Source organism: Vibrio marinisediminis, from assembly GCF_014050145.1.
In the GTDB taxonomy this organism is placed as follows: domain Bacteria; phylum Pseudomonadota; class Gammaproteobacteria; order Enterobacterales; family Vibrionaceae; genus Vibrio; species Vibrio marinisediminis.
This window is the reverse complement of record NZ_JACFYF010000018.1, coordinates 19,862-39,717: the sequence shown is the minus strand read 5'-3', so window position 1 is coordinate 39,717 and position 19,856 is coordinate 19,862. Positions and strand designations below refer to the sequence as shown.

The 19,856-nt window shown below is 46.0% G+C and carries 15 protein-coding genes; 12 read left to right on the top strand and 3 right to left on the bottom strand.

The window, feature by feature from the left end:
* Nucleotides 1-105 precede the first annotated feature (105 nt).
* From H2O73_RS18395 to trmL, 3 genes are all read left to right on the top strand, one after another.
* On the top strand, nt 106-792 hold the full coding sequence (locus tag H2O73_RS18395; RefSeq protein WP_182110401.1) for a response regulator: 687 nt from the start codon (nt 106-108) through the stop codon (nt 790-792).
* Nucleotides 792-2,168 (top strand): envelope stress sensor histidine kinase CpxA, encoded by a 1,377-nt coding sequence (gene cpxA / locus H2O73_RS18390; RefSeq protein ID WP_182110387.1) that lies wholly within the window; start codon nt 792-794, stop codon nt 2,166-2,168. The genes H2O73_RS18395 and cpxA overlap by 1 nt, the downstream gene beginning before the upstream one ends.
* A gap of 126 nt (nt 2,169-2,294) precedes the next feature.
* Nucleotides 2,295-2,774, top strand: a complete 480-nt coding sequence (trmL, locus tag H2O73_RS18385) for a tRNA (uridine(34)/cytosine(34)/5-carboxymethylaminomethyluridine(34)-2'-O)-methyltransferase TrmL (RefSeq protein ID WP_182110386.1) — start codon at nt 2,295-2,297, stop codon at nt 2,772-2,774.
* Between the two features lie 56 nt (nt 2,775-2,830).
* Here trmL and H2O73_RS18380 read toward each other — a convergent pair whose 3' ends face one another.
* Nucleotides 2,831-3,352, bottom strand: a complete 522-nt coding sequence (locus H2O73_RS18380; RefSeq protein ID WP_182110385.1) for an FxsA family protein — start codon at nt 3,350-3,352, stop codon at nt 2,831-2,833.
* A gap of 144 nt (nt 3,353-3,496) precedes the next feature.
* Here H2O73_RS18380 and H2O73_RS18375 point away from each other — a divergent pair, with 144 nt between their 5' ends.
* The 9 genes from H2O73_RS18375 (at nt 3,497) to H2O73_RS18335 (ending at nt 15,083) form a co-directional block, all read left to right on the top strand.
* On the top strand, nt 3,497-5,416 hold the full coding sequence (locus H2O73_RS18375) for a GGDEF domain-containing protein (RefSeq protein WP_182110384.1): 1,920 nt from the start codon (nt 3,497-3,499) through the stop codon (nt 5,414-5,416).
* Between the two features lie 227 nt (nt 5,417-5,643).
* A complete protein-coding gene (gene aspA, locus H2O73_RS18370; protein ID WP_182110383.1) occupies nt 5,644-7,092 on the top strand; it encodes an aspartate ammonia-lyase in 1,449 nt (482 codons plus the stop codon).
* A gap of 152 nt (nt 7,093-7,244) precedes the next feature.
* Nucleotides 7,245-8,552, top strand: a complete 1,308-nt coding sequence (locus tag H2O73_RS18365) for an anaerobic C4-dicarboxylate transporter (protein ID WP_182110382.1) — start codon at nt 7,245-7,247, stop codon at nt 8,550-8,552.
* 248 nt (nt 8,553-8,800) lie between these two features.
* Complete coding sequence (locus H2O73_RS18360) at nt 8,801-10,573, top strand: protein-disulfide reductase DsbD (protein ID WP_182110381.1); 1,773 nt, start codon at nt 8,801-8,803, stop codon at nt 10,571-10,573.
* A 160-nt stretch (nt 10,574-10,733) separates the two neighbouring features.
* Nucleotides 10,734-11,369: a response regulator gene (locus H2O73_RS18355; RefSeq protein ID WP_182110380.1), complete on the top strand. Its 636-nt coding sequence runs from the start codon at nt 10,734-10,736 to the stop codon at nt 11,367-11,369.
* Between the two features lie 201 nt (nt 11,370-11,570).
* Nucleotides 11,571-12,197, top strand: coding sequence for a MarC family protein (locus tag H2O73_RS18350; RefSeq protein WP_182110379.1), 627 nt, complete (start codon nt 11,571-11,573; stop codon nt 12,195-12,197).
* 217 nt (nt 12,198-12,414) lie between these two features.
* Entirely contained in the window at nt 12,415-12,678 is a 264-nt protein-coding gene (locus tag H2O73_RS18345; protein ID WP_182110378.1) for a DUF4212 domain-containing protein, read from the top strand.
* Nucleotides 12,679-12,690: 12 nt separating this feature from the next.
* On the top strand, nt 12,691-14,418 hold the full coding sequence (locus H2O73_RS18340; RefSeq protein WP_182110377.1) for a sodium:solute symporter family protein: 1,728 nt from the start codon (nt 12,691-12,693) through the stop codon (nt 14,416-14,418).
* A 182-nt stretch (nt 14,419-14,600) separates the two neighbouring features.
* The gene (locus tag H2O73_RS18335) at nt 14,601-15,083 is read left to right on the top strand and encodes a hypothetical protein (protein ID WP_182110376.1); all 483 of its coding nucleotides are present in this window, start codon (nt 14,601-14,603) and stop codon (nt 15,081-15,083) included.
* 13 nt (nt 15,084-15,096) lie between these two features.
* Here H2O73_RS18335 and H2O73_RS18330 read toward each other — a convergent pair whose 3' ends face one another.
* Nucleotides 15,097-18,528: a hybrid sensor histidine kinase/response regulator gene (locus H2O73_RS18330; RefSeq protein WP_182110375.1), complete on the bottom strand. Its 3,432-nt coding sequence runs from the start codon at nt 18,526-18,528 to the stop codon at nt 15,097-15,099.
* Between the two features lie 108 nt (nt 18,529-18,636).
* The gene (locus H2O73_RS18325; protein WP_182110374.1) at nt 18,637-19,824 is read right to left on the bottom strand and encodes a 3-phenylpropionate MFS transporter; all 1,188 of its coding nucleotides are present in this window, start codon (nt 19,822-19,824) and stop codon (nt 18,637-18,639) included.
* Between the last annotated feature and the right edge of the window lie 32 nt (nt 19,825-19,856).

Genomic DNA, 19,856 nt, shown 5'->3' with positions numbered 1-19,856 from the left:
TGGCGTCTAGAGAGCGTAAAGATACGTAAAGAGCAAAATTTACGCTAATGCTTACTAGGAATTACCAGTAATATAATGAGTGTACGAGTACAACAAGGGCGTAGCATGGCACATATCTTATTGATTGATGACGACATCGAATTAACCAGTTTACTTAAAGAAGTTCTCACCTTTGAGGGGTTCACCGTGTCGGAAGCCAACGATGGTGAAGCGGGACTCGCCGTATTAAACAAAGATATCGATTTGATCTTACTGGATGTGATGATGCCAAAACTCAATGGCATGGAGACACTGAAGCGAATTCGCGACAAGTGGGAAACTCCGGTGCTAATGCTAACCGCAAAGGGGGAAGAGATAGACCGTGTCATTGGCTTAGAGTTAGGTGCTGATGACTATCTACCAAAGCCATTTAGCGATCGGGAACTGCTTGCGCGAATTCGAGCGATTTTACGTCGAACTCAATTCTCTGGTCATAGCAAACCGAGTGACCGCTTGGATTACCAAGATGTGACCGTTTATCCCGGCAAACAAGAAGCATACTGCCAAGGGCAGTTAATTGATCTTACCACCACTGAATTTGCATTGTTGAGCCACTTTATCGCCAACCCAGGGGCAACTATCACCAAAGAAGAACTGAGCCTTGATGTACTGGGCAAGCGCTTAGCCGCTTTTGATCGTGCTATTGATATGCACGTCTCTAATCTACGTAAAAAATTACCTGAACGTGTTGATGGTAAGCCTCGCATTAAAACGTTACGTGGACGTGGCTATCTGCTGGTGGAGGAAGACTAATGCGCTTGCCGCGTTTTACTAGCCTATATGGGCGTATCTTTGCCATTTTTTGGCTCACCATGATGTTGGTGCTGGTTGCGGTACTCGCCCTACCCCACCTTGACCCAAGAAAACCTCATGCCATTCCTGCCGACAATTTAAAAAAAATGCAGAGCTTTGCTCTCCATATTGAACAGCGCTACCAAGGCGAAACTAATTTTAGCCGCCTGTTGCGTCGTATAGAAGCGGATCGTCCTTCATCAAGAGAGCGTAAGCCCCGTTTTTTCCTCACTGATTTAGAAGGCAATATTGTCAGTTTAAAAAAGCAGCGTGATTTTAAAGTACGAGCACTACAAAACCTGATTTCGACTATTGAGTCAGATAACAAACCAAAGCAACGCCTCTATGGGCACTTTATGGTTGCAGGTCCAGTGCCGGTCACATTGGCTGATCAGCCTTTGCATATGTACGTTGCCTTTAAGTGGGATCAACCCTCTGCATTCTTATTGCGAATGTTTGATCGCCCATTCCAACTTTTACTCGCGGTTATGTTAGTTAGCACACCGCTATTGCTCTGGCTAGCTTGGGCATTAAGCCAACCAGCGCGTCGACTTGAACGGGCAGCAAAGCGAGTCGCTAAAGGTGAGTTCATTGTCGATCCTAGCCTTGAAAAAGGCACCGCCGAATTCCGTCAAGCTGGCAGCGCATTCAACCAAATGGTGCAGGACGTCAATCAAATGATCTCCGGTCAACAGCGGCTACTGTCTGACATTTCTCATGAGCTACGTTCGCCACTCACCCGTTTACGCATGGCAACCGCACTGGCAACACGCAAGCAAGGGGAAAGCGCTGAATTGAGTCGAATCGATACCGAAGCGCAGCGCCTAGAGCAAATGATCGCCGAGTTATTAGAGCTGTCTCGCATGCAACTTGATAGCCACACCGATCGCGAACAGCAGCCTTTATCTAGTTTATGGGAAGCGATCTTGATTGATGCTCAGTTTGAAGCAGAGCAAATGGGCAAAGCGCTGCACTATTCTGACATACCTGAACGAAGCATCTCAGGCAAACCTAAACTGCTGATGAGTGCGCTCGACAACATCGTGCGTAATGCCATTCACTACGGAAAAGATCACATTCAAGTCACCATTGAAGCTGAGCATGACCAAGTGGTCATCCACGTCGATGACAACGGCGATGGCGTTCCACAAGAAGAGCTCGAAGCCATTTTTAGACCTTTCTATCGTGTGTCGACAGCAAGGGATCGTGTAAGCGGAGGAACAGGCTTAGGGTTGGCGATTACCCAAAGTGCGGTACGACAACATAGCGGTACCATTGAAGCAACACGTAGCCATTTAGGTGGGTTAAGAGTGACCATCTGTTTGCCATTGATCTAAACATGGGATAGTGGCGGAGTCTGTAGCGCAGTGCTCCTTCGCCGCTAAATCACCTTTAGTAATGCCGTAGAATAAATCATCCTGTTATACTCCAAAGCTATTTTCTCATTGATACAGTTAGATTCCATGTTTGATATCGCTTTATACGAACCGGAAATTGCGCCAAATACTGGCAACATTATTCGACTATGTGCCAACTGCGGCGCAAACTTACACCTAATTGAACCGCTAGGTTTTGATTTAGAAGAGAAAAAAGTACGACGTGCTGGGTTAGATTATCACGATCTAGCGCGCGTAAAACGCCACAAAGATCTGCAAGCATTCTTAGATTACTTACGTGATGAACGTGAAGGCGAACATCGCATCTTTGCCTGCACAACCAAGACCACGGGGCATCATGTTGATGCGAACTTCCAACAGGGCGATGTATTGCTTTTCGGACCTGAGACACGTGGCTTACCCGCTGAATTGATTGAAAGCCTACCGATGGAGCAACGAATTAGAATTCCTATGATGCCCGATGCTCGCAGCTTAAACCTTTCTAATGCAGTTGCGATTATTGCTTATGAAGCATGGCGACAAATGGGATTTGAAGGTGCTTTGTAGCCGAACTTCAATCTGATTTTCTACGAATAGAAAAAGGGGCGCTGCTGCGCCCCTTATTAATTTAGTTTGTTACGATCATTGTCATCGTCATCTTTGCGTTCAAACTCACCTTCAAAGGTATCGCCGTTATCACCTCGTTGATCAAACGGGTTACGCTGAAATGGGTCTTGACCAAAACCGCTTTGATTATGAAAGCTACCGTGGAAACCACCACCGACAGATTGTACAACCATTTTACTCATCAGGTATTTTGCAATCGCAGCACGAGGCGCTGGAAGAAGCACTAACATACCCAGTGCATCGGTCATAAAACCAGGGGTAAGCAGCAACACACCAGCAACAGCAAGCATCACACCTTCAAAAATCTGCTGAGCAGGTAACTCACCTTGTTGTAAGCGATTTTGCACATTCATTAAGGTTTGCAAACCTTGGCTACGCACCAGTGATGCACCGACAAACGCAGTAACCAAAACCAACGCGATGGTTGGCCATAATCCTAGAAACCCGCCCACTTGAATGAATAGGCCAATTTCAATAATCGGAACGAAAATAAACAGTAATAATAAGATAGGAAACACACACCCTCCTTTGTTAAACACACATTAGCGCTAACCATGCTTTGCCACAACTGTTTCCGACAACGAAATGTTAGAATTCGTGACTAGTAAATTGCTTCAGAATGATCTACGGTATATCAGTGTTTAGACGTGTGACACAACAACATGAGAAGACTACTGCGTATTGGTAAAAACATGCTGGTCTTGTGGTTGGGTTTATCACTGATCCCTATACTCTACTATTGGTATGTGAATTCAAAAACACAAGCCGAGATATCTACTCAACTGCAAGCGCAAGGTCTGCAGTTTTTGTCGTATGTGGATGAAAGAGCCAGTACGATATACTCTGAAATAGAACAAACCAGTTATGAGATCGGTCACTCTTCTCTACTGTATGATTTTGCGCGAAAACAAGACCCTCAACTAAAACGCTACTTAGAAAAGCAGTGGTACATCTCTTCACTCAACTCCTCTCGCTTTGACCAACTCCGATTTCTCGATCAGCAAGGCGACGAAGTGATTCGTGTTGATTTTCCTCATGGTAGTGAAAAGCCAGCCGTTGTTTCTAAAGATCAACTGCAAAACAAAACCCATCGAGACTATTTTTTACTGAGTCAAAAACTGACGCCAAACCAAGTTGGTTATGTCGGTATCGATTTGGAGTTCGAGCATACCAAGCCGGTACTGCCTTACAAGCCTGGATTTCGGATTATTTATCCCATAGATAAAACAGAGAACAATGACAAAACACGCCTGGGCTACTTCATCGCCAACTTAGACGTCTTGCAACTTATCCAAGACATCACACAGAATAATCAGCAATTGCCTGTGCATTTTATCAACCAGCAAAGCTATTACGTATTGAGTAATGATCAGTACAAGTTATTTGGCAATCTAATTCATGAACGGCGTCGCTTTCAGCTCGCGCAGCAACACCCTGATTTATGGCAACATATCCAACAACAACCCAGCGCGGGCTCCTACTTAACCGATGATGGGCTGTATATCTATCAACGTGCGAAGTCTCCATTATTTGGTACTATTAAAGACCTAACCATCATCACGCTTTATCCTCAAATCCTACTGGTGCAAAACGCAACGGCTTCAATGAGTTTGATTCTGCTTGAGGTAAGCATTATCTGGCTTGCTTTAGGGATGTTCGCTTGTTTGAGTGCAGTAATGTTCGACACTTACCGGCGCAACGTCATTGAGCATGCCTTTACCAACTTATTGTTAGAAAGTAGCAACGCCATTGTGCTCACCGACAGCCAGTTCCATGTCCTTAGAGTCAATTGCCGTTACATCGAACTTACTGGATACAAACATGAACAACTTTTAGGTGAATCGCTCCATCATTTACAGCAATTGCCTGTCTCATTCGAGAAACTAAACCAGACATTACGCAAACAACACTATTGGAAAGGCAGTCTTGATGTTTGCACTTCAACTCAACAACGAGTGAACTGTGAGGTTGAAATTCGCCCTCTCGCCACCTTACAACCTAGCCCTGTCTACTATGTTCACTCTTTTACTGACATCACCACACACCATCAACGTATCGCTGAACTGCAAACGATGAGTGAGTGTGATAGCGCGACCAAACTATGGAACAAAAGTAAGTTTGAAACTCTGCTAGAAAATCAAGCTCAACTGATTGCTCGCTATCCACAACATCCCCCTTGTTGTCTCGCGATTATTGATATTGATGACTTTAAATCGATCAACGACAGCAGAGGGCATGCTTTTGGCGACAAAGCCATTTTGTATGTGGCAAGTAAGCTTCAGCAAGTGATGCGCGACAGTGATGAGATAGGCAGAATTGGTGGCGATGAGTTCGCGATGATCATTCAACATATCACCCCGGAACTCGCCGTTGAATTAATGATACGCGTGAAGCAGTTAATCTCCAGTTGGTCAGAATACCCGATCACCATTAGCGTTGGGGTCGCTGAACTAGGCAGCAACTGGAAAGTGAGTTTTGAGCAAGCTGATAACGCACTTTATCACGCGAAACACGCGGGAAGAAACTGCGTTATTGCTCATGGTATTAACAATCTCACCTCGATTGAGCATCACTCAATTTAACAACTTCTCAGCGCTTGAATGAACCACATCAAAGGAATGAAATATTTTTCATTTCTTTGGTGAAAATAGTGATCCAGTTACTATTTTTATGAACTAGGTCCAGTATTATGTGCTACATAAAGTCAGGACGGATTTTCGGCCAAGCTTTCTGGCGAATGGATTCTTTAATTACAGAATTGGCAATGACACTAAGCTTAATTTGATAATAATTCTTTAAGGATCCACCTATGGCTACCCTATCAGAAGTTACAACAGCTAACTCAGCCACGCGTATCGAAGAAGATCTACTGGGTCAACGTCACGTTCCGGCAGACGCGTACTACGGCATTCACACGCTACGCGCTATCGAGAACTTCAATATTTCTAACGCAACCATTTCTGACGTACCTGAATTTGTACACGGCATGGTTATGACGAAGAAAGCTGCCGCTTTAGCAAACAAAGAGCTCGGCGCAATTCCAAAAGACGTTGCTGATGTCATCATTCAAGCTTGTAATTTGATCCTTGAAACAGGTAAGTGCATGGATCAATTCCCGTCAGATGTATACCAAGGCGGCGCTGGCACTTCTGTTAACATGAACACCAACGAAGTTATTGCCAACGTTGCTCTAGAACTGATGGGCAAGGAAAAAGGTCAATACCAATTCGTTAACCCTAACGACCATGTAAACAAGAGCCAGTCAACGAACTGTGCTTACCCAACCGGTTTCCGTATCGCGGTTTACAACAGCGTACACAAACTGATGGATGCGATTGAGTACCTAAAAGGCGCATTTGAACTGAAAGCTCAAGAGTTCAAAGGCGTTCTAAAAATGGGTCGCACTCAGCTACAAGACGCGGTTCCTATGACGGTAGGTCAAGAGTTCCACGCTTGGGCGGTAACACTAAACGAAGAGATTCGTGTACTGGATTACACTTCAAAGCTACTGCTTGAAATCAACCTAGGCGCAACCGCAATCGGTACTGGTCTTAACGCCCCTACGGGTTACCAAGCGCTAGCAGTAAAACACCTAGCCGAAGTCACCGGTCTAGAGGTTGTTCCTGCAGAGGATTTGATCGAAGCAACTTCAGACTGTGGTGCTTACGTGATGACACACGGTGCGCTTAAACGTCTAGCGGTGAAACTGTCTAAGATCTGTAATGACTTACGTCTACTTTCTTCTGGTCCTCGTTCTGGTCTGAACGAGCTGAACCTACCTGAGCTTCAAGCGGGTTCTTCTATCATGCCTGCGAAAGTAAACCCGGTAATCCCTGAAGTGGTAAACCAAGTTTGTTTCAAAGTTCTGGGTAACGACACCACTATCTCATTTGCAGCAGAAGGCGGTCAGCTACAGCTTAACGTAATGGAACCTGTCATCGCACAATGTATGTTCGAGTCTATCTCGCTACTGCACAATGCGTGTGTCAATCTGCGCGACAAGTGTATCGATGGCATTACGGTGAACAAAGAGACGTGTGAAAACTACGTATACAACTCAATCGGTATCGTGACTTACCTAAACCCATACATTGGTCACCACGAGGGCGACATTGTCGGTAAAATCTGTGCCGAAACCGGAAAGAGTGTTCGAGAAGTGGTTCTTGACCGCGGATTGTTAACCGCAGAGGAGCTCGATGAAATCCTTTGCGTTGAAAACTTCATGCATCCAACGTATAAAGCCAAGCGTTACGAATAACAAATACAAGAGGGTCCCTAGAGGACCCTTTTTTGACGCCATTATTTGGCATCAAATCTAAAGTAATGGTGGTATCTATGCTTTTCTTGCGTATTTTTTCGCGCAGGTCGCTATCACCATGAAATAAAACCAAAATAAACGAGGGTCTTTTTATGGTAGCAGTCGAACTGTTCGTTGTTCTGCTCTTTATATTTCTAGGAGCTAGAATCGGGGGTATCGGAATTGGGTTTGCTGGTGGTGCTGGGGTTATCGCCCTATCACTGGGTTTAGGCGTACCCACTAGCCAAGCTTATATTCCGGTCGATGTTATTTTAATTATTATGTCAGTGATTACCGCGATTGCCGCAATGCAAGTGGCGGGTGGTATGGACTGGTTAGTACAAGTGGCGGAAAACTTCTTACGCAAAAATCCTAAGCGAATCACATTCTATGCGCCGATTGTTACCTTCCTAATGACGTTGTTGGCAGGTACAGGTCACACCGCATTTTCAACGTTACCCGTCATTGCTGAGGTCGCTAAAGGTCAAGGCGTGCGTCCTTCTCGTCCACTCTCTATCGCTGTTATTGCATCGCAAATTGCAATTACCGCTTCACCTATTTCTGCCGCAGTCGTTGCCTTTGCCGCTATGCTAGCGCCAGTCGGTGTTGACTACTTAACCTTGCTTGCGGTGTGTATTCCTACCACCTTTACCGCTTGTATGATTGGTGCGTTTGTCGCGAACTTCATGGGGCGCGACTTAAAAGATGACCCAATTTACCAGCAACGATTAGAGCAAGGTCTGATTAAGTTAGCCAGTGACGAAAAACGAGAGCTGCTACCAAGCGCAAAAAAAGCCACTTACATCTTTTTAGGTGCGATTGCTTTTGTCGTTTGCTATGCCGCCGCGATTTCGAGCTCTGTTGGTTTAATTGAGAACCCGGCGCTAGGTCGAAATGAAGCAATCATGACCGTTATGCTCGCCGCTGCCGCTGTGATTGTGATGACAACTAAGATTGATGCTAACCAAATTCCGGCAGCCAGCACCTTCCGCTCTGGCATGACCGCCTGTGTTTGCGTACTTGGTGTGGCATGGCTAGGGTCAACATTTGTCAACGCTCACGTTGATGGTATTAAAGAAATCGCAAGTGAACTATTGGCTGATTACCCATGGATGCTTGCTCTCGTGCTGTTTTTTGCCTCAATGTTGCTTTACTCACAAGGCGCAACCACGGTGGCACTTATGCCAGCCGCTTTAGCGATTGGCGTCGCTCCACTAACGGCAGTAGCATCATTTGCAGCGGTTAGTGCGTTGTTTGTATTGCCAACTTACCCAACGCTGCTTGCCGCGGTTGAGATGGACGATACAGGATCAACCCGCATCGGTAAGTACGTATTTAACCATCCTTTCTTTATCCCTGGTGTTGTGACTATTTCATCAGCCGTCGCACTTGGCTTTGCTTTCGGTGGCATGGTGATTTAAAACCATCAATGAGAAAAGGCGCTGCGGCGCCTTTTCTATTTCTATTTTCTTCTCGCCGTCTTCCCTTAAGAGCTATATCGACAGCGACAAACGCTAAAAATAAACCCTCCAATTTGAAACTAATTGGCAGCTTTCCCTGTCTTATCAACTCTCGCAATCGACTAATCTCAGCAAAAATTTAACGATCGCGAGAAAAACGCCTCAAATTGGGTATAAAATACCCTCAAGTTAATTAAAGTGATGTTTGTATGCGCGCAGTTTTTTCGCTCTTTATTCTATGCCTGAGTGTCGTCGCGACACCGGCAATGGCGCTATTTGGTAACAGTTCAAGTGCGCCCAGTTTTGCCAGTGATAACAATCGTTTCGTCCCTGTTGCTGAAGCCTTTCCGTTCAATCATTTTCAGCAGGACAACCGCATTTTCCTCGACTGGCAAGTAAAAGAAGATTACTACCTCTATCAAGAGCGTATTTCGGTTAGCGCAGAAAATGTCACACTAGGTACGCTCACGATGCGAGATGGGCAGCCACACCAAGATGAGTTTTTTGGTGATGTCCATATCTATACCGACCCGCTATTCGTGGAAGTACCTTTAGAGCAATATCAATCAGGCGCTCGCTTAATCGTTCAATACCAAGGCTGTGCGAAAGCAGGTTTTTGCTACCCACCAGAAACCAAAATCATCGAGGTAGAGCCTTTTTCAGCACAACTGGCTTCATCAACGCAGCCAGTTCAACCAGTCACCGCCGCAGTCAATGAAACGCCAATATCCAAAGACAGCAACCTCGCAGGTCAACTCGCGGATAGTTGGTGGACACCATTGATCTTTTTAGCGCTAGGCATCGGTTTAGCCTTTACGCCATGTGTGTTGCCTATGTACCCAATCCTGACCAGCATTGTCTTAGGTAGCGGAAAATTAACGCACCGCCGCGCGTTGGGGTTATCTTTCATCTATGTACAAGGTATGGCACTGACCTACACATTACTGGGTTTAGTCGTCGCTTCTGCTGGTATGCAATTTCAAGCGGCCATGCAGCACCCATATGTACTGATTGCCCTGAGTGTCATGTTCGTCGCTTTAGCTCTGTCGATGTTTGGTGCTTACACTTTGCAACTGCCTTCAAGCGTACAAACTTGGCTCAATGGTCTAAGCAATAAGCACCAAGGTGGCAATAATGCGGGTGTGTTTGCTATGGGCGCGATTTCTGGCTTAGTTTGCTCGCCTTGTACCACTGCACCTTTATCTGGCGCATTACTGTATGTGGCACAAAGTGGCGATTTACTCACCGGTGGTATTGCCCTGTATGCACTGGCGCTGGGGATGGGGATCCCTCTGATGTTAGCGGCAGTATTCGGCAACAAACTGCTGCCAAAAGCAGGTGGATGGATGGATAAGGTAAAAGTGCTGTTTGGCTTTGTTCTTTTAGCAGCACCAATTTTCTTACTTGAACGCATTTTACCGGAAGTCTGGAGTACAGCTCTTTGGTCTGCACTCGGCATCGTCGCGTTTGGTTGGCTTTACCACATCAAAAACAATCTCGATTTTGGCGGTTGGAAACAGAGCACCGTGGGCATTATTGCGGTGTTAGGGCTGTTTGCTTCAGCACAACCTCTACTCAACTACTGGTTTAGCCCAGCACAACAAGTTTCTCAGCACAATATCGAGTTTATTAAAGTCAGCACGGTGGAAGATCTTGAACAGCAGTTATCCTCTGCCAAATTAGCGGGTAAACCAGTCATGCTTGATTACTACGCCGACTGGTGTGTGGCATGCAAAGAGTTCGAGAAATACACTTTCCATACGCCGGAAGTCGAAGCAAAACTGCAAAACTTCATTCTACTTCAAGCTGATGTCACCAAGAACGAGATGAAAGATATTGCCTTATTACAAAAGCTCAATGTCCTAGGTTTGCCTACCATTGAATTTTGGGATAGCACCGGCAAACATGTCGTTAACGCGCGAGTTACCGGTTTCATGGATGCGCCAGCTTTCATTGAGCACTTAGATAACCACCAGCTATAAACGCGTATTTTCAATAATTTAAACGCCTCAGAATCTCTGGGGCGTTTTTATTTCTAAGACAAAAGTCGATTTAGTTCAGACTTTTAGCGTACAAACATTGTTCAATACAGCAAACGGAATAATAATTCCATTAACTAAATTACAATAAGTGCTTAACGTCATGGATTCGACCTACACCATTATTATTGCAGACGACCATCCTCTTTTCCGAAACGCATTGTTTCAGTCGATTCATATGGCGATCAGCGGCGCAAACTTGCTTGAAGCGGATTCACTCGAAGCGTTGTTGGCATTATTAGGAAAAGAATCGGATCCCGACCTTTTGTTACTTGATCTAAAAATGCCCGGTGCAAATGGTATGTCAGGATTGATCCACTTACGGGCAGAATACCCAGACTTACCGATTGTGGTTGTCTCAGCCAGTGAAGAACCCTCCGTTGTCACACAAGTGAAAAGCCATGGTGCATTTGGCTTTATTCCAAAATCGAGCGATATGCGAGAGCTGATTAGCGCCCTCAATCAGGTTCTCAATGGCGAACCATTCTTCCCTGAAGGATCCATCACCAATAATGCCGCTTGTAACGATCTTGCGGAGAAAATTGCCTCTCTCACCCCACAGCAATACAAAGTGCTGGGTATGCTATCTGACGGGCTACTCAACAAACAGATTGCGTATGAACTCAATGTTTCAGAGGCAACGATCAAAGCCCACATGACGGCGATATTTCGTAAACTTGGGGTAAAAAACCGTACTCAAGCCGTGATTTTGCTACAACAACTTGAGACAGATGCTTAATTAACGGTGAGCTAACTTTTAACCGCCTAATGTATGCTAAATTTCTTATGTCGGTGTGACTGCGCACCGCCCCCTCTGTTATTCATCTAGATAAATCACCGCTTCTTACTTGAACTCAAGCAATGGTGGGACTAACAAGTACGACGTCTCAACAGGACGACACTTATCTAGCATGTTCACCGTTAACTCTGGGAGACCAATTTGCTTAGCATCATACTTACCCAATTCGTTGTTCTTTGGGCGGTTATCGACCCCGTTGGAACTGTACCTGTTTATTTATCTCAAACTCAGCACTTATCCGTCAAACAGCGCCGTATTGTGGCACTCAAAGCCGTCGCCATCGCAACGGGTTTGTTATTGTTTTTCTTAATTGCTGGGCAACTACTATTAGAAGCAATGCAAATCCCACTGCCTGCATTCCAAGCTGCCGGTGGACTGGTTCTGTTGTTATTTGCCCTCACCATGATTTTTGGCGAAAGCAAACCTGAACAAGAACAAAAGCTCTCCAAAGAAATGAGCCGCTCAGAACTTGCCGATCTTGCCGTCTACCCGTTGGCAATGCCATCCATCGCCTCCCCTGGGGCGATGATGGCAATTGTTATGCTCACCGACAATCACCGTTATGCCCTATTTGACCAGGCAATTACAGCTGGTGTGATGCTGAGTGTACTGATCATCACCCTGTTGTTTTTATTGCTTGCCAGCCACATCCATAAGGTGATTGGCAACGTTGGAGCCGCGATCATCAGCCGAGTCATGGGCTTGATATTGGCAGCAGTCGCATTGAATAACCTCCTAATGGGGATCCGTGACTTCTATTTTGTGTGATCGATCCACCATTCCTCGTGCTACAGCATTAGACCTTCGGCTTAGTTAACACATCGTTAACATTCAATAATTCCTCCGCATACGCACAAGGCACTGTTTTTTAGGATATTTACCAAAAAACAGTGCCGACTAAAGTTGAAAAGAGATCTTGTCACGTCACTGCTATTGTAAATCGTGAAACATTTTCTTAACAACAAACATGCGTAAGGAGACGGCAATGGCATTTGAAAGTCAGGAACGCGCCAAAGCTTACTGGCAAAAGAACGTAAGACTAATGATTGGACTAATGGTCATTTGGTTTGTCGTATCTTTTGGCTGTGGGATTCTATTTGTTGACCAACTCAATCAATTTCAACTCGGTGGCTACAAGCTGGGTTTCTGGTTTGCTCAACAAGGGTCTATTTACACCTTTCTAGGGATTATTTTCTACTACGCGTGGAAGATGAGACAAATTGACCGCGAATTTGGTGTAGACGAGTAAGGAGCAACTCAGATGGATTTGAAAACAATTACTTACCTAGTTGTAGGGGCGACATTTATCCTCTACATAGGTATCGCAATTTGGGCCCGAGCAGGCTCAACTAAAGAGTTCTATGTTGCTGGCGGCGGCGTAAACCCAATTGCCAATGGTATGGCGACAGCCGCTGACTGGATGTCAGCTGCATCATTTATCTCAATGGCTGGTCTGATTGCCTTCATGGGTTACGGCGGTTCTGTATTCCTAATGGGTTGGACAGGTGGTTATGTACTACTTGCTCTGCTTCTTGCACCTTACCTACGTAAGTTTGGTAAGTTCACAGTGCCAGAGTTTATCGGTGAGCGCTTCTACTCAAAAACAGCGCGTATCGTCGCGGTTGTTTGTTTGATCATTGCATCGACAACTTACGTTATCGGTCAGATGAAAGGCGTGGGTGTTGCATTTGGTCGATTCCTTGAAGTGGACTACTCTACGGGTCTATTGATCGGTATGTGTATCGTATTCATGTACGCAGTAATGGGCGGCATGAAAGGTATTACTTACACGCAGATTGCACAATATTGCGTACTCATTCTTGCTTACACTATTCCAGCAATCTTTATCTCTCTGCAACTGACAGGTCACCCACTACCACAAATTGGCTTAGGGAGCACCATTTCCGGTACCGATGTCTATCTACTCGACCGACTCGACCAAGTGGTGACGGAACTCGGCTTTAGTGAATATACCACCCACGTACGCGGTGATACACTAAACATGTTTGTTTACACTATGTCACTAATGATTGGTACTGCGGGTCTACCACACGTAATCATTCGTTTCTTTACCGTACCTAAAGTACGTGATGCACGTACATCAGCAGGTTACGCGCTACTATTTATCGCAATTCTATACACTACAGCTCCAGCTGTATCTGCGATGGCACGTCTTAACCTAATGGACACCGTTAACCCGGCACCAGGTCAGCACCTTGCTTATGATGAGCGTCCTGACTGGTTCAAAAACTGGGAGAAAACAGGTCTACTTGGCTTTGATGACAAAAATGGCGATGGTCTGATTGAGTACACATCAAACCCAGCAACAAACGAACTGAAAGTTGACCGTGACATCATGGTACTAGCGAACCCTGAGATTGCGAAACTACCAAACTGGGTAATCGCATTGGTTGCCGCTGGTGGTCTAGCAGCCGCACTATCAACCGCTGCTGGTCTATTGTTGGCAATTTCTTCAGCAATATCCCATGACTTGATTAAAGGTGTAATCAATCCAAATATCTCCGAGAAGAAGGAGCTGATGGCAAGCCGAATTGCCATGGCCGTGGCCATCGGGGTCGCGGGTTATCTCGGGCTCAACCCACCGGGCTTTGCCGCCGGTACGGTAGCTCTGGCATTTGGCCTCGCAGGGTCCTCCATCTTCCCTGCATTGATGATGGGTATCTTTAGTAAGAGCATCAACAAAGAAGGCGCTATCGCAGGTATGATTGCGGGTATTACCATCACGCTATTCTACGTATTCCAACACAAAGGCATCCTATTCGTTGCTGATTGGACATACCTAAAGAGCTGGGGTAGCAACTGGTTCTTCGGTATCGAACCAAACGCATTTGGTGCTATTGGCGCACTATTCAACTTCGTAGTCGCATTCGGTGTTTCAAGAGTAACAGCAGAAACGCCACAAGAAGTGAAAGATTTAGTAGAACACGTACGTGTACCAGCAGGTGCTGGCGACGCAGTCGACCACTAAAATCTAACCCAAACCACAAAAGCCCCTTCGGGGGCTTTTTTATTCTTAGCACACTGTTTATCTTAGATTTTGTCCACTGCAATCTGTATAACTAATGGCTTAGCCAAATAACGCCTATTATGAGCTATTAGTTATAAAGATTGGTCTAACAACCCTTTAAGTCGTAGTAGCAAGGAAGCCCTATGTTCAAAAACAAGCACATTATTATTGCCCTTTTGATTGCACCTGTCCTCTCCATTATTGCCTATGTAGGTACCGATATGGCTTTAAGTGAGAAGCCTCATGCAGCGAAAGAAGGGCAAAATTATAAGTTACTCAGTAAATCAAACTGCCGTTATACCAGCGGCTTATGCGATATGGAAAATGGCGAGTTTAAGATAAAGTTTCGCTCTGAAAAGCTAACAGGTAATCAATTAGAGCTTTCTATGACGTCGGTTTTCCCGCTCGAAGCAATCAAACTATCTTTGGTCAATAACCCTGAAGAGAATGGCAAACCGATTGATATGCAGCCAAGTAGCAAAGATGGTAAAAGCTGGCATGTCACACTACCCGCACCAGCCTCTGCCGAAAGCTGGTTACGAGTCGTCGTTCAAGCCGATAGCGTGCTTTATTATGGCGACACGCAAACCGCATTTGTTAAATATGAAACGCTACTGAGCGAGTAAACAAAGCGAAAACCTAGGCGATACGATTGAGTATCGCCCTTAACTTCAAAGGTTTAACCGGCTTAGGTATAAAGCTAAATCCATTCGAATCAATACCATCCAACATGTCTGGCGTACGGTCAGCACTGATGATCACACCAATAAAGCTATCACCTAAACGCAATCGACATTGCTGCAATACCTCTAATCCGGTACGACCATTATCCAATCGGTAATCAGACAAGATCACATCAGGAACCCAATTATCATCGATTGCTTGCATGCTTTCGACAATGTCTGCCGCGCAGCGAACATCGCATCCCCAACGCGCAAGTAACTGTTCCATACCAATAAGAATGTCTGGCTCATTATCCACGCACAGTACGTTAACGTGACTAAGGTTGGAGACAGCTTGTACGGGTGAGACTATCGCTTGAGGTGCCGCTTGTGAGGCGCGTTTTAAACTAATAGAGAATACGCTGCCTTCCCCCGGCCATGAGCGCATTGAGATCTGATGCCCAAGCACATTGGCGATCCCTTTCGAGATTGCTAATCCAAGCCCTAAACCTTGATCAGAGCGGACTTGGCTACCACGGTTAAACTCTTCAAAGATCTCTTGCTGTTTATCTTCATTGATCCCTTCACCGTTATCCCACACTTCAATCCGCACTTCACTACCAACACGACGTACACCAAGCACAACCTTACCTTTCGGGCTATAACGAAACGCATTGGTAAGAAAGTTTTGTACCACTCGACGTAGCAGTTTCGGGTCGGACTCCACCAACAGCTGACTGGATACCATGTTAAATTCAATACCCTGCTGTTTTGCAAGCGCACTAAATTCTGCATTTAAATTTGCCATCACGTCATTGATGGCAAAGCCATAAACATTGACATCAAGCTTGCCTGATTCAAGACGAGAGATATCAAGCAAGTCACCAATCAAATCTTCAGCGGCTTCCAAAGCACTTTCAATATGGTGGGCAAGTTGTTTGGTTTCGCTCTCCTTCGCCACCTCAGACAAAGAGGAGGCAAACAGTCGCGCCGCATTTAAAGGCTGCATTAAGTCATGGCTGACCGCCGCTAAAAAGCGAGATTTTGAACGCGATTCCTGCTCTGAACGTTGTGTGGCACTGACCAATTGCTTGTTCAGTCTCTCCAGCTCTTGAGTACGCACTTGCACCCGCTCTTCTAGCGTCTCATTAGCTTCTTTTAACGCCTGCTCTGCATCGCGAAAGACGGTAATGTCGGTAAAACTCATTACAAAACCACCACCAGGCATCGGGTTACCTTGAACTTCAATGACTCGACCGTCCGCCCTCACTCGCGACGAGGTGTGTCTGGTTCCTTGATCGAGATGATAGATACGTCGGCGCACATGATCTTCTGGGTTACCCGGTCCACACAAGCCTTGTTCTGCGTTGTGACGAATCACATCCGCGATGGGTCGACCGACTTGAATTAATCCCTGAGGAAACTCGAACAGCTCTAAATATCGTTGGTTCCATGCCACCAGCCGCAGCTGTTTATCAACCACCGCAATGCCTTGCCCAATATGCTCAATCGCACCTTGTAACAAACCACGGCTAAAGTCATACAACTCTGAGGCTTCATCAACAATTGTCGCGACCTCTTCAAGTTGCATGTTTCGCCCCTGTAAGGCAGAAGTAAGCACTAACTTAGCAGACGAGGCACCAAAGACCCCTGCCAACACGCGTTCGGTATGGCGAATAAGCCCTGACGGTGCTTGTTGATTCGGCATTAACGTTTGACGCTGCTGCCCCCAATATTGCTTAAAGGCACTGCGCACTCGCTGCCGTCCAACAAATCGCGAGGCAAGCATTTCCAACTCAGCAACGGTGACACGGCTTTGATACAAGCTCATGTTTTCACTTTCAGGCAACGGTGTACCAATAAAAGAAGCCGATTGCAGTCGCTCACTTAAGCTGGCACGGGTCACCATTGAAATCAGCACATAGCAGAGAGTGTTAACACTTAAGCTCAGCACTATGCCCCAGTCAGACGCTCGTAAGCCAACATCACTAAGAATCAATGGTGGCTCAATCAACCACAGCAAAACGTTATTGTCGCTGTTACCTGCCAGCAACCCTGTGGCATTCATTAGTGTGATAAGCCAAACCGTGAAGCCAAATAACAGCCCCACATAGACACCCTTACGATTACCTTGTCGCCAATACATGCCACCAATCAAAGCCGGAGCAAATTGACTGATCGCCGCAAAGGAAAGAAAACCGATCGCAGACAAGGAAGGAATATTACCGAGAACTTGGTAAAACCCCCAAGCACCCAATAAAAGCAGCAAGATCAATGCTCGACGGATCACCAATAACAAGCCTGAAAACTGGCGATGCCCACGACTGCTCAACTTCATTCTGCGCAGCAACAGCGGCATAACAAGATCATTGGAGACCATAATGGCAAGTGCAATAGTTGAGACTATCACCATGCCACTGGCGGCTGATGTACCGCCTAAAAATGCCAATAGCGCCATATCACTGGCACCGACCGCCATCGGCAAGCTGATCACATAAGTATCGGCGCTAACACCAGAGAGTAAGCCTTGCCCCACCCAAGCAATCGGCAGAACAAAAATGCCCATCAGTACCAGATAGAGGGGAAACAACCAACGTGCCGTATGCAGATCTTTAGGTCGTTCGTTTTCAACCACCATGGTGTGGAACTGGCGAGGCAAGCAAAGGATCGCCATCATAGTCAGAATGGTGTGAATGACTAGAGTCGGCCAGTTGGGCGATTGGTAGGTTTGCGCCGCCAGATCCATCAACACGATGTCACTGCGATTAAGCGCGATAAACAGAATGAAACAGCCAACCACCATAAATGCGACAAGTTTGACGATCGATTCAAAGGCAATCGCCATCATCATGCCACGGTGATGCTCGGTATTATCGATATGGCGCGTACCAAACAACATAGTAAAAATCGCTAGTGCCATCACCACAAACCAAGAGACGTCGACTCCGCCTAAGATCCCTTCGGCTTGTAAAACCGGAGCCACGACCTCCAACCCCATGGTAATGCCACGTAACTGCAAAGCGATATAAGGCAAAATCCCAACCACGGCGATTAAGGTGATCACCACGGCTAACCCCTGAGATTTACCATAACGGGCAGCGATAAAGTCAGCAATGGAAGTGATATGCTCGCGTTTAGCGACAATGATTAGCCTAGCGATGATTCGCCAACCTAAAGTGAAAACAATAATGGGGGCAATGTAGATAGGAAGGAACGACCATGGGTTGCTACTAGCTTGTCCAACCGTGCCGTAAAAAGTCCAAGAGGTACAATAGACCGCAATGGATAGACTGTATATCCATGGTCGCCATCGGGCGAGCCAATTGCGCTGCTTATCTCCGTACCATGCGATCCAAAATAATAACCCGAGATACAATATTGATACGGGAATCACCAGCCATCCTTGCATGCGATATCCTTATATAACACTCTGTTTAGCCACCTAAGCGACCAACGGTCGCCTAGGTCTAGTTACTCTATTAAACTAACGGAGTGTATAAATATCAATCAGATGAGGCTAATTCTGTGCTTCAAGCTCCGCTTTATTATTGTGATTTTTATTCGCACGAGATTTTGGCTCCACTCGAACAAATATCGCTAGCGCGCCCATCACTGCCATTGCCCAGAAGACATTCGCCCCCCAATTCTCGTAACCCCAACCGCTGAGCGCGGTCATCAATGCAATAAATGCCCCAAGCGGAATTGCGTTATACAAGGCTTGTAATGCCACCATTCGGTTTTGATCTGAGTCTTGAATGTATTGAATCGCCGCAATATGCGCCACCGCAAAAGTCACACCATGCAACAACTGAATCGCCACTAAAGCCACTAGCGCCGTCGTCGAAGCGGTTATCCCCCAACGTACCATCACGCCAACAGAAGCTACCAAAAATAGTGCGCGTAAACTCCAGCCAACAAATAAGCGCTTACTTAAAGCAAAGACAATGACTTCCGATACCACACCAAGGCTCCATAAGTAACCGATGATCGCTTCCGAATAGCCAGCTTCTTTCCAATAAATTGAGCTAAAACTGTAGTACGCCGCATGACTACCTTGAATCAAAGCCACTAAGGTTAAAAAGCGAATCACACTGTTATCACGTAATAGCTCTGTTAACTTTGGACGAACCATTTGCTGTTGATGATCCGTCACTGGCATTGGGTTAATGCGACGCATCGCAAACACGAGTGACATCAACATCCCTACCAATGCGGTGTACAAAATCATATCGGTGCCGTATAGCGAGACTAAATATCCCACCACAGTAGAGCCGGCGATAAAGGCAATCGAACCCCATAACCGTGTGCGTCCATAGTCGAGCATTTTCAAGCGCGCATAGTGGTTCGCCATTGCATCAGAGATTGGAATGATAGGTCCACAACACAAGTTAAACAGTATTGTAGCGACCGCCATCAGCCAAAAGCTTCCGCCAGTAAAGAAGTAGAAGCCAACAAACAACAAACCGGCAAAACTCAACGCGCGCAATGCTGGCATCAAGTGTTCTACTTTATGAATACGTGGGGTTAAAACGAGATTCGCCACACAACGTGTAGCAAAACCTAAACCGACTAATATACCTATGTCTGATGCCGAAACGCCTTGTTCCTCAAACCACAATGCCCAAAATGGCAGATAGACACCATAGGCGAAAAAGAAACCGATCAAATATTGAGATATCCAGCCATAAGGCGATGGGGTAAACATGGTGACCTCTTAAACTACATATTGAGCTGGCG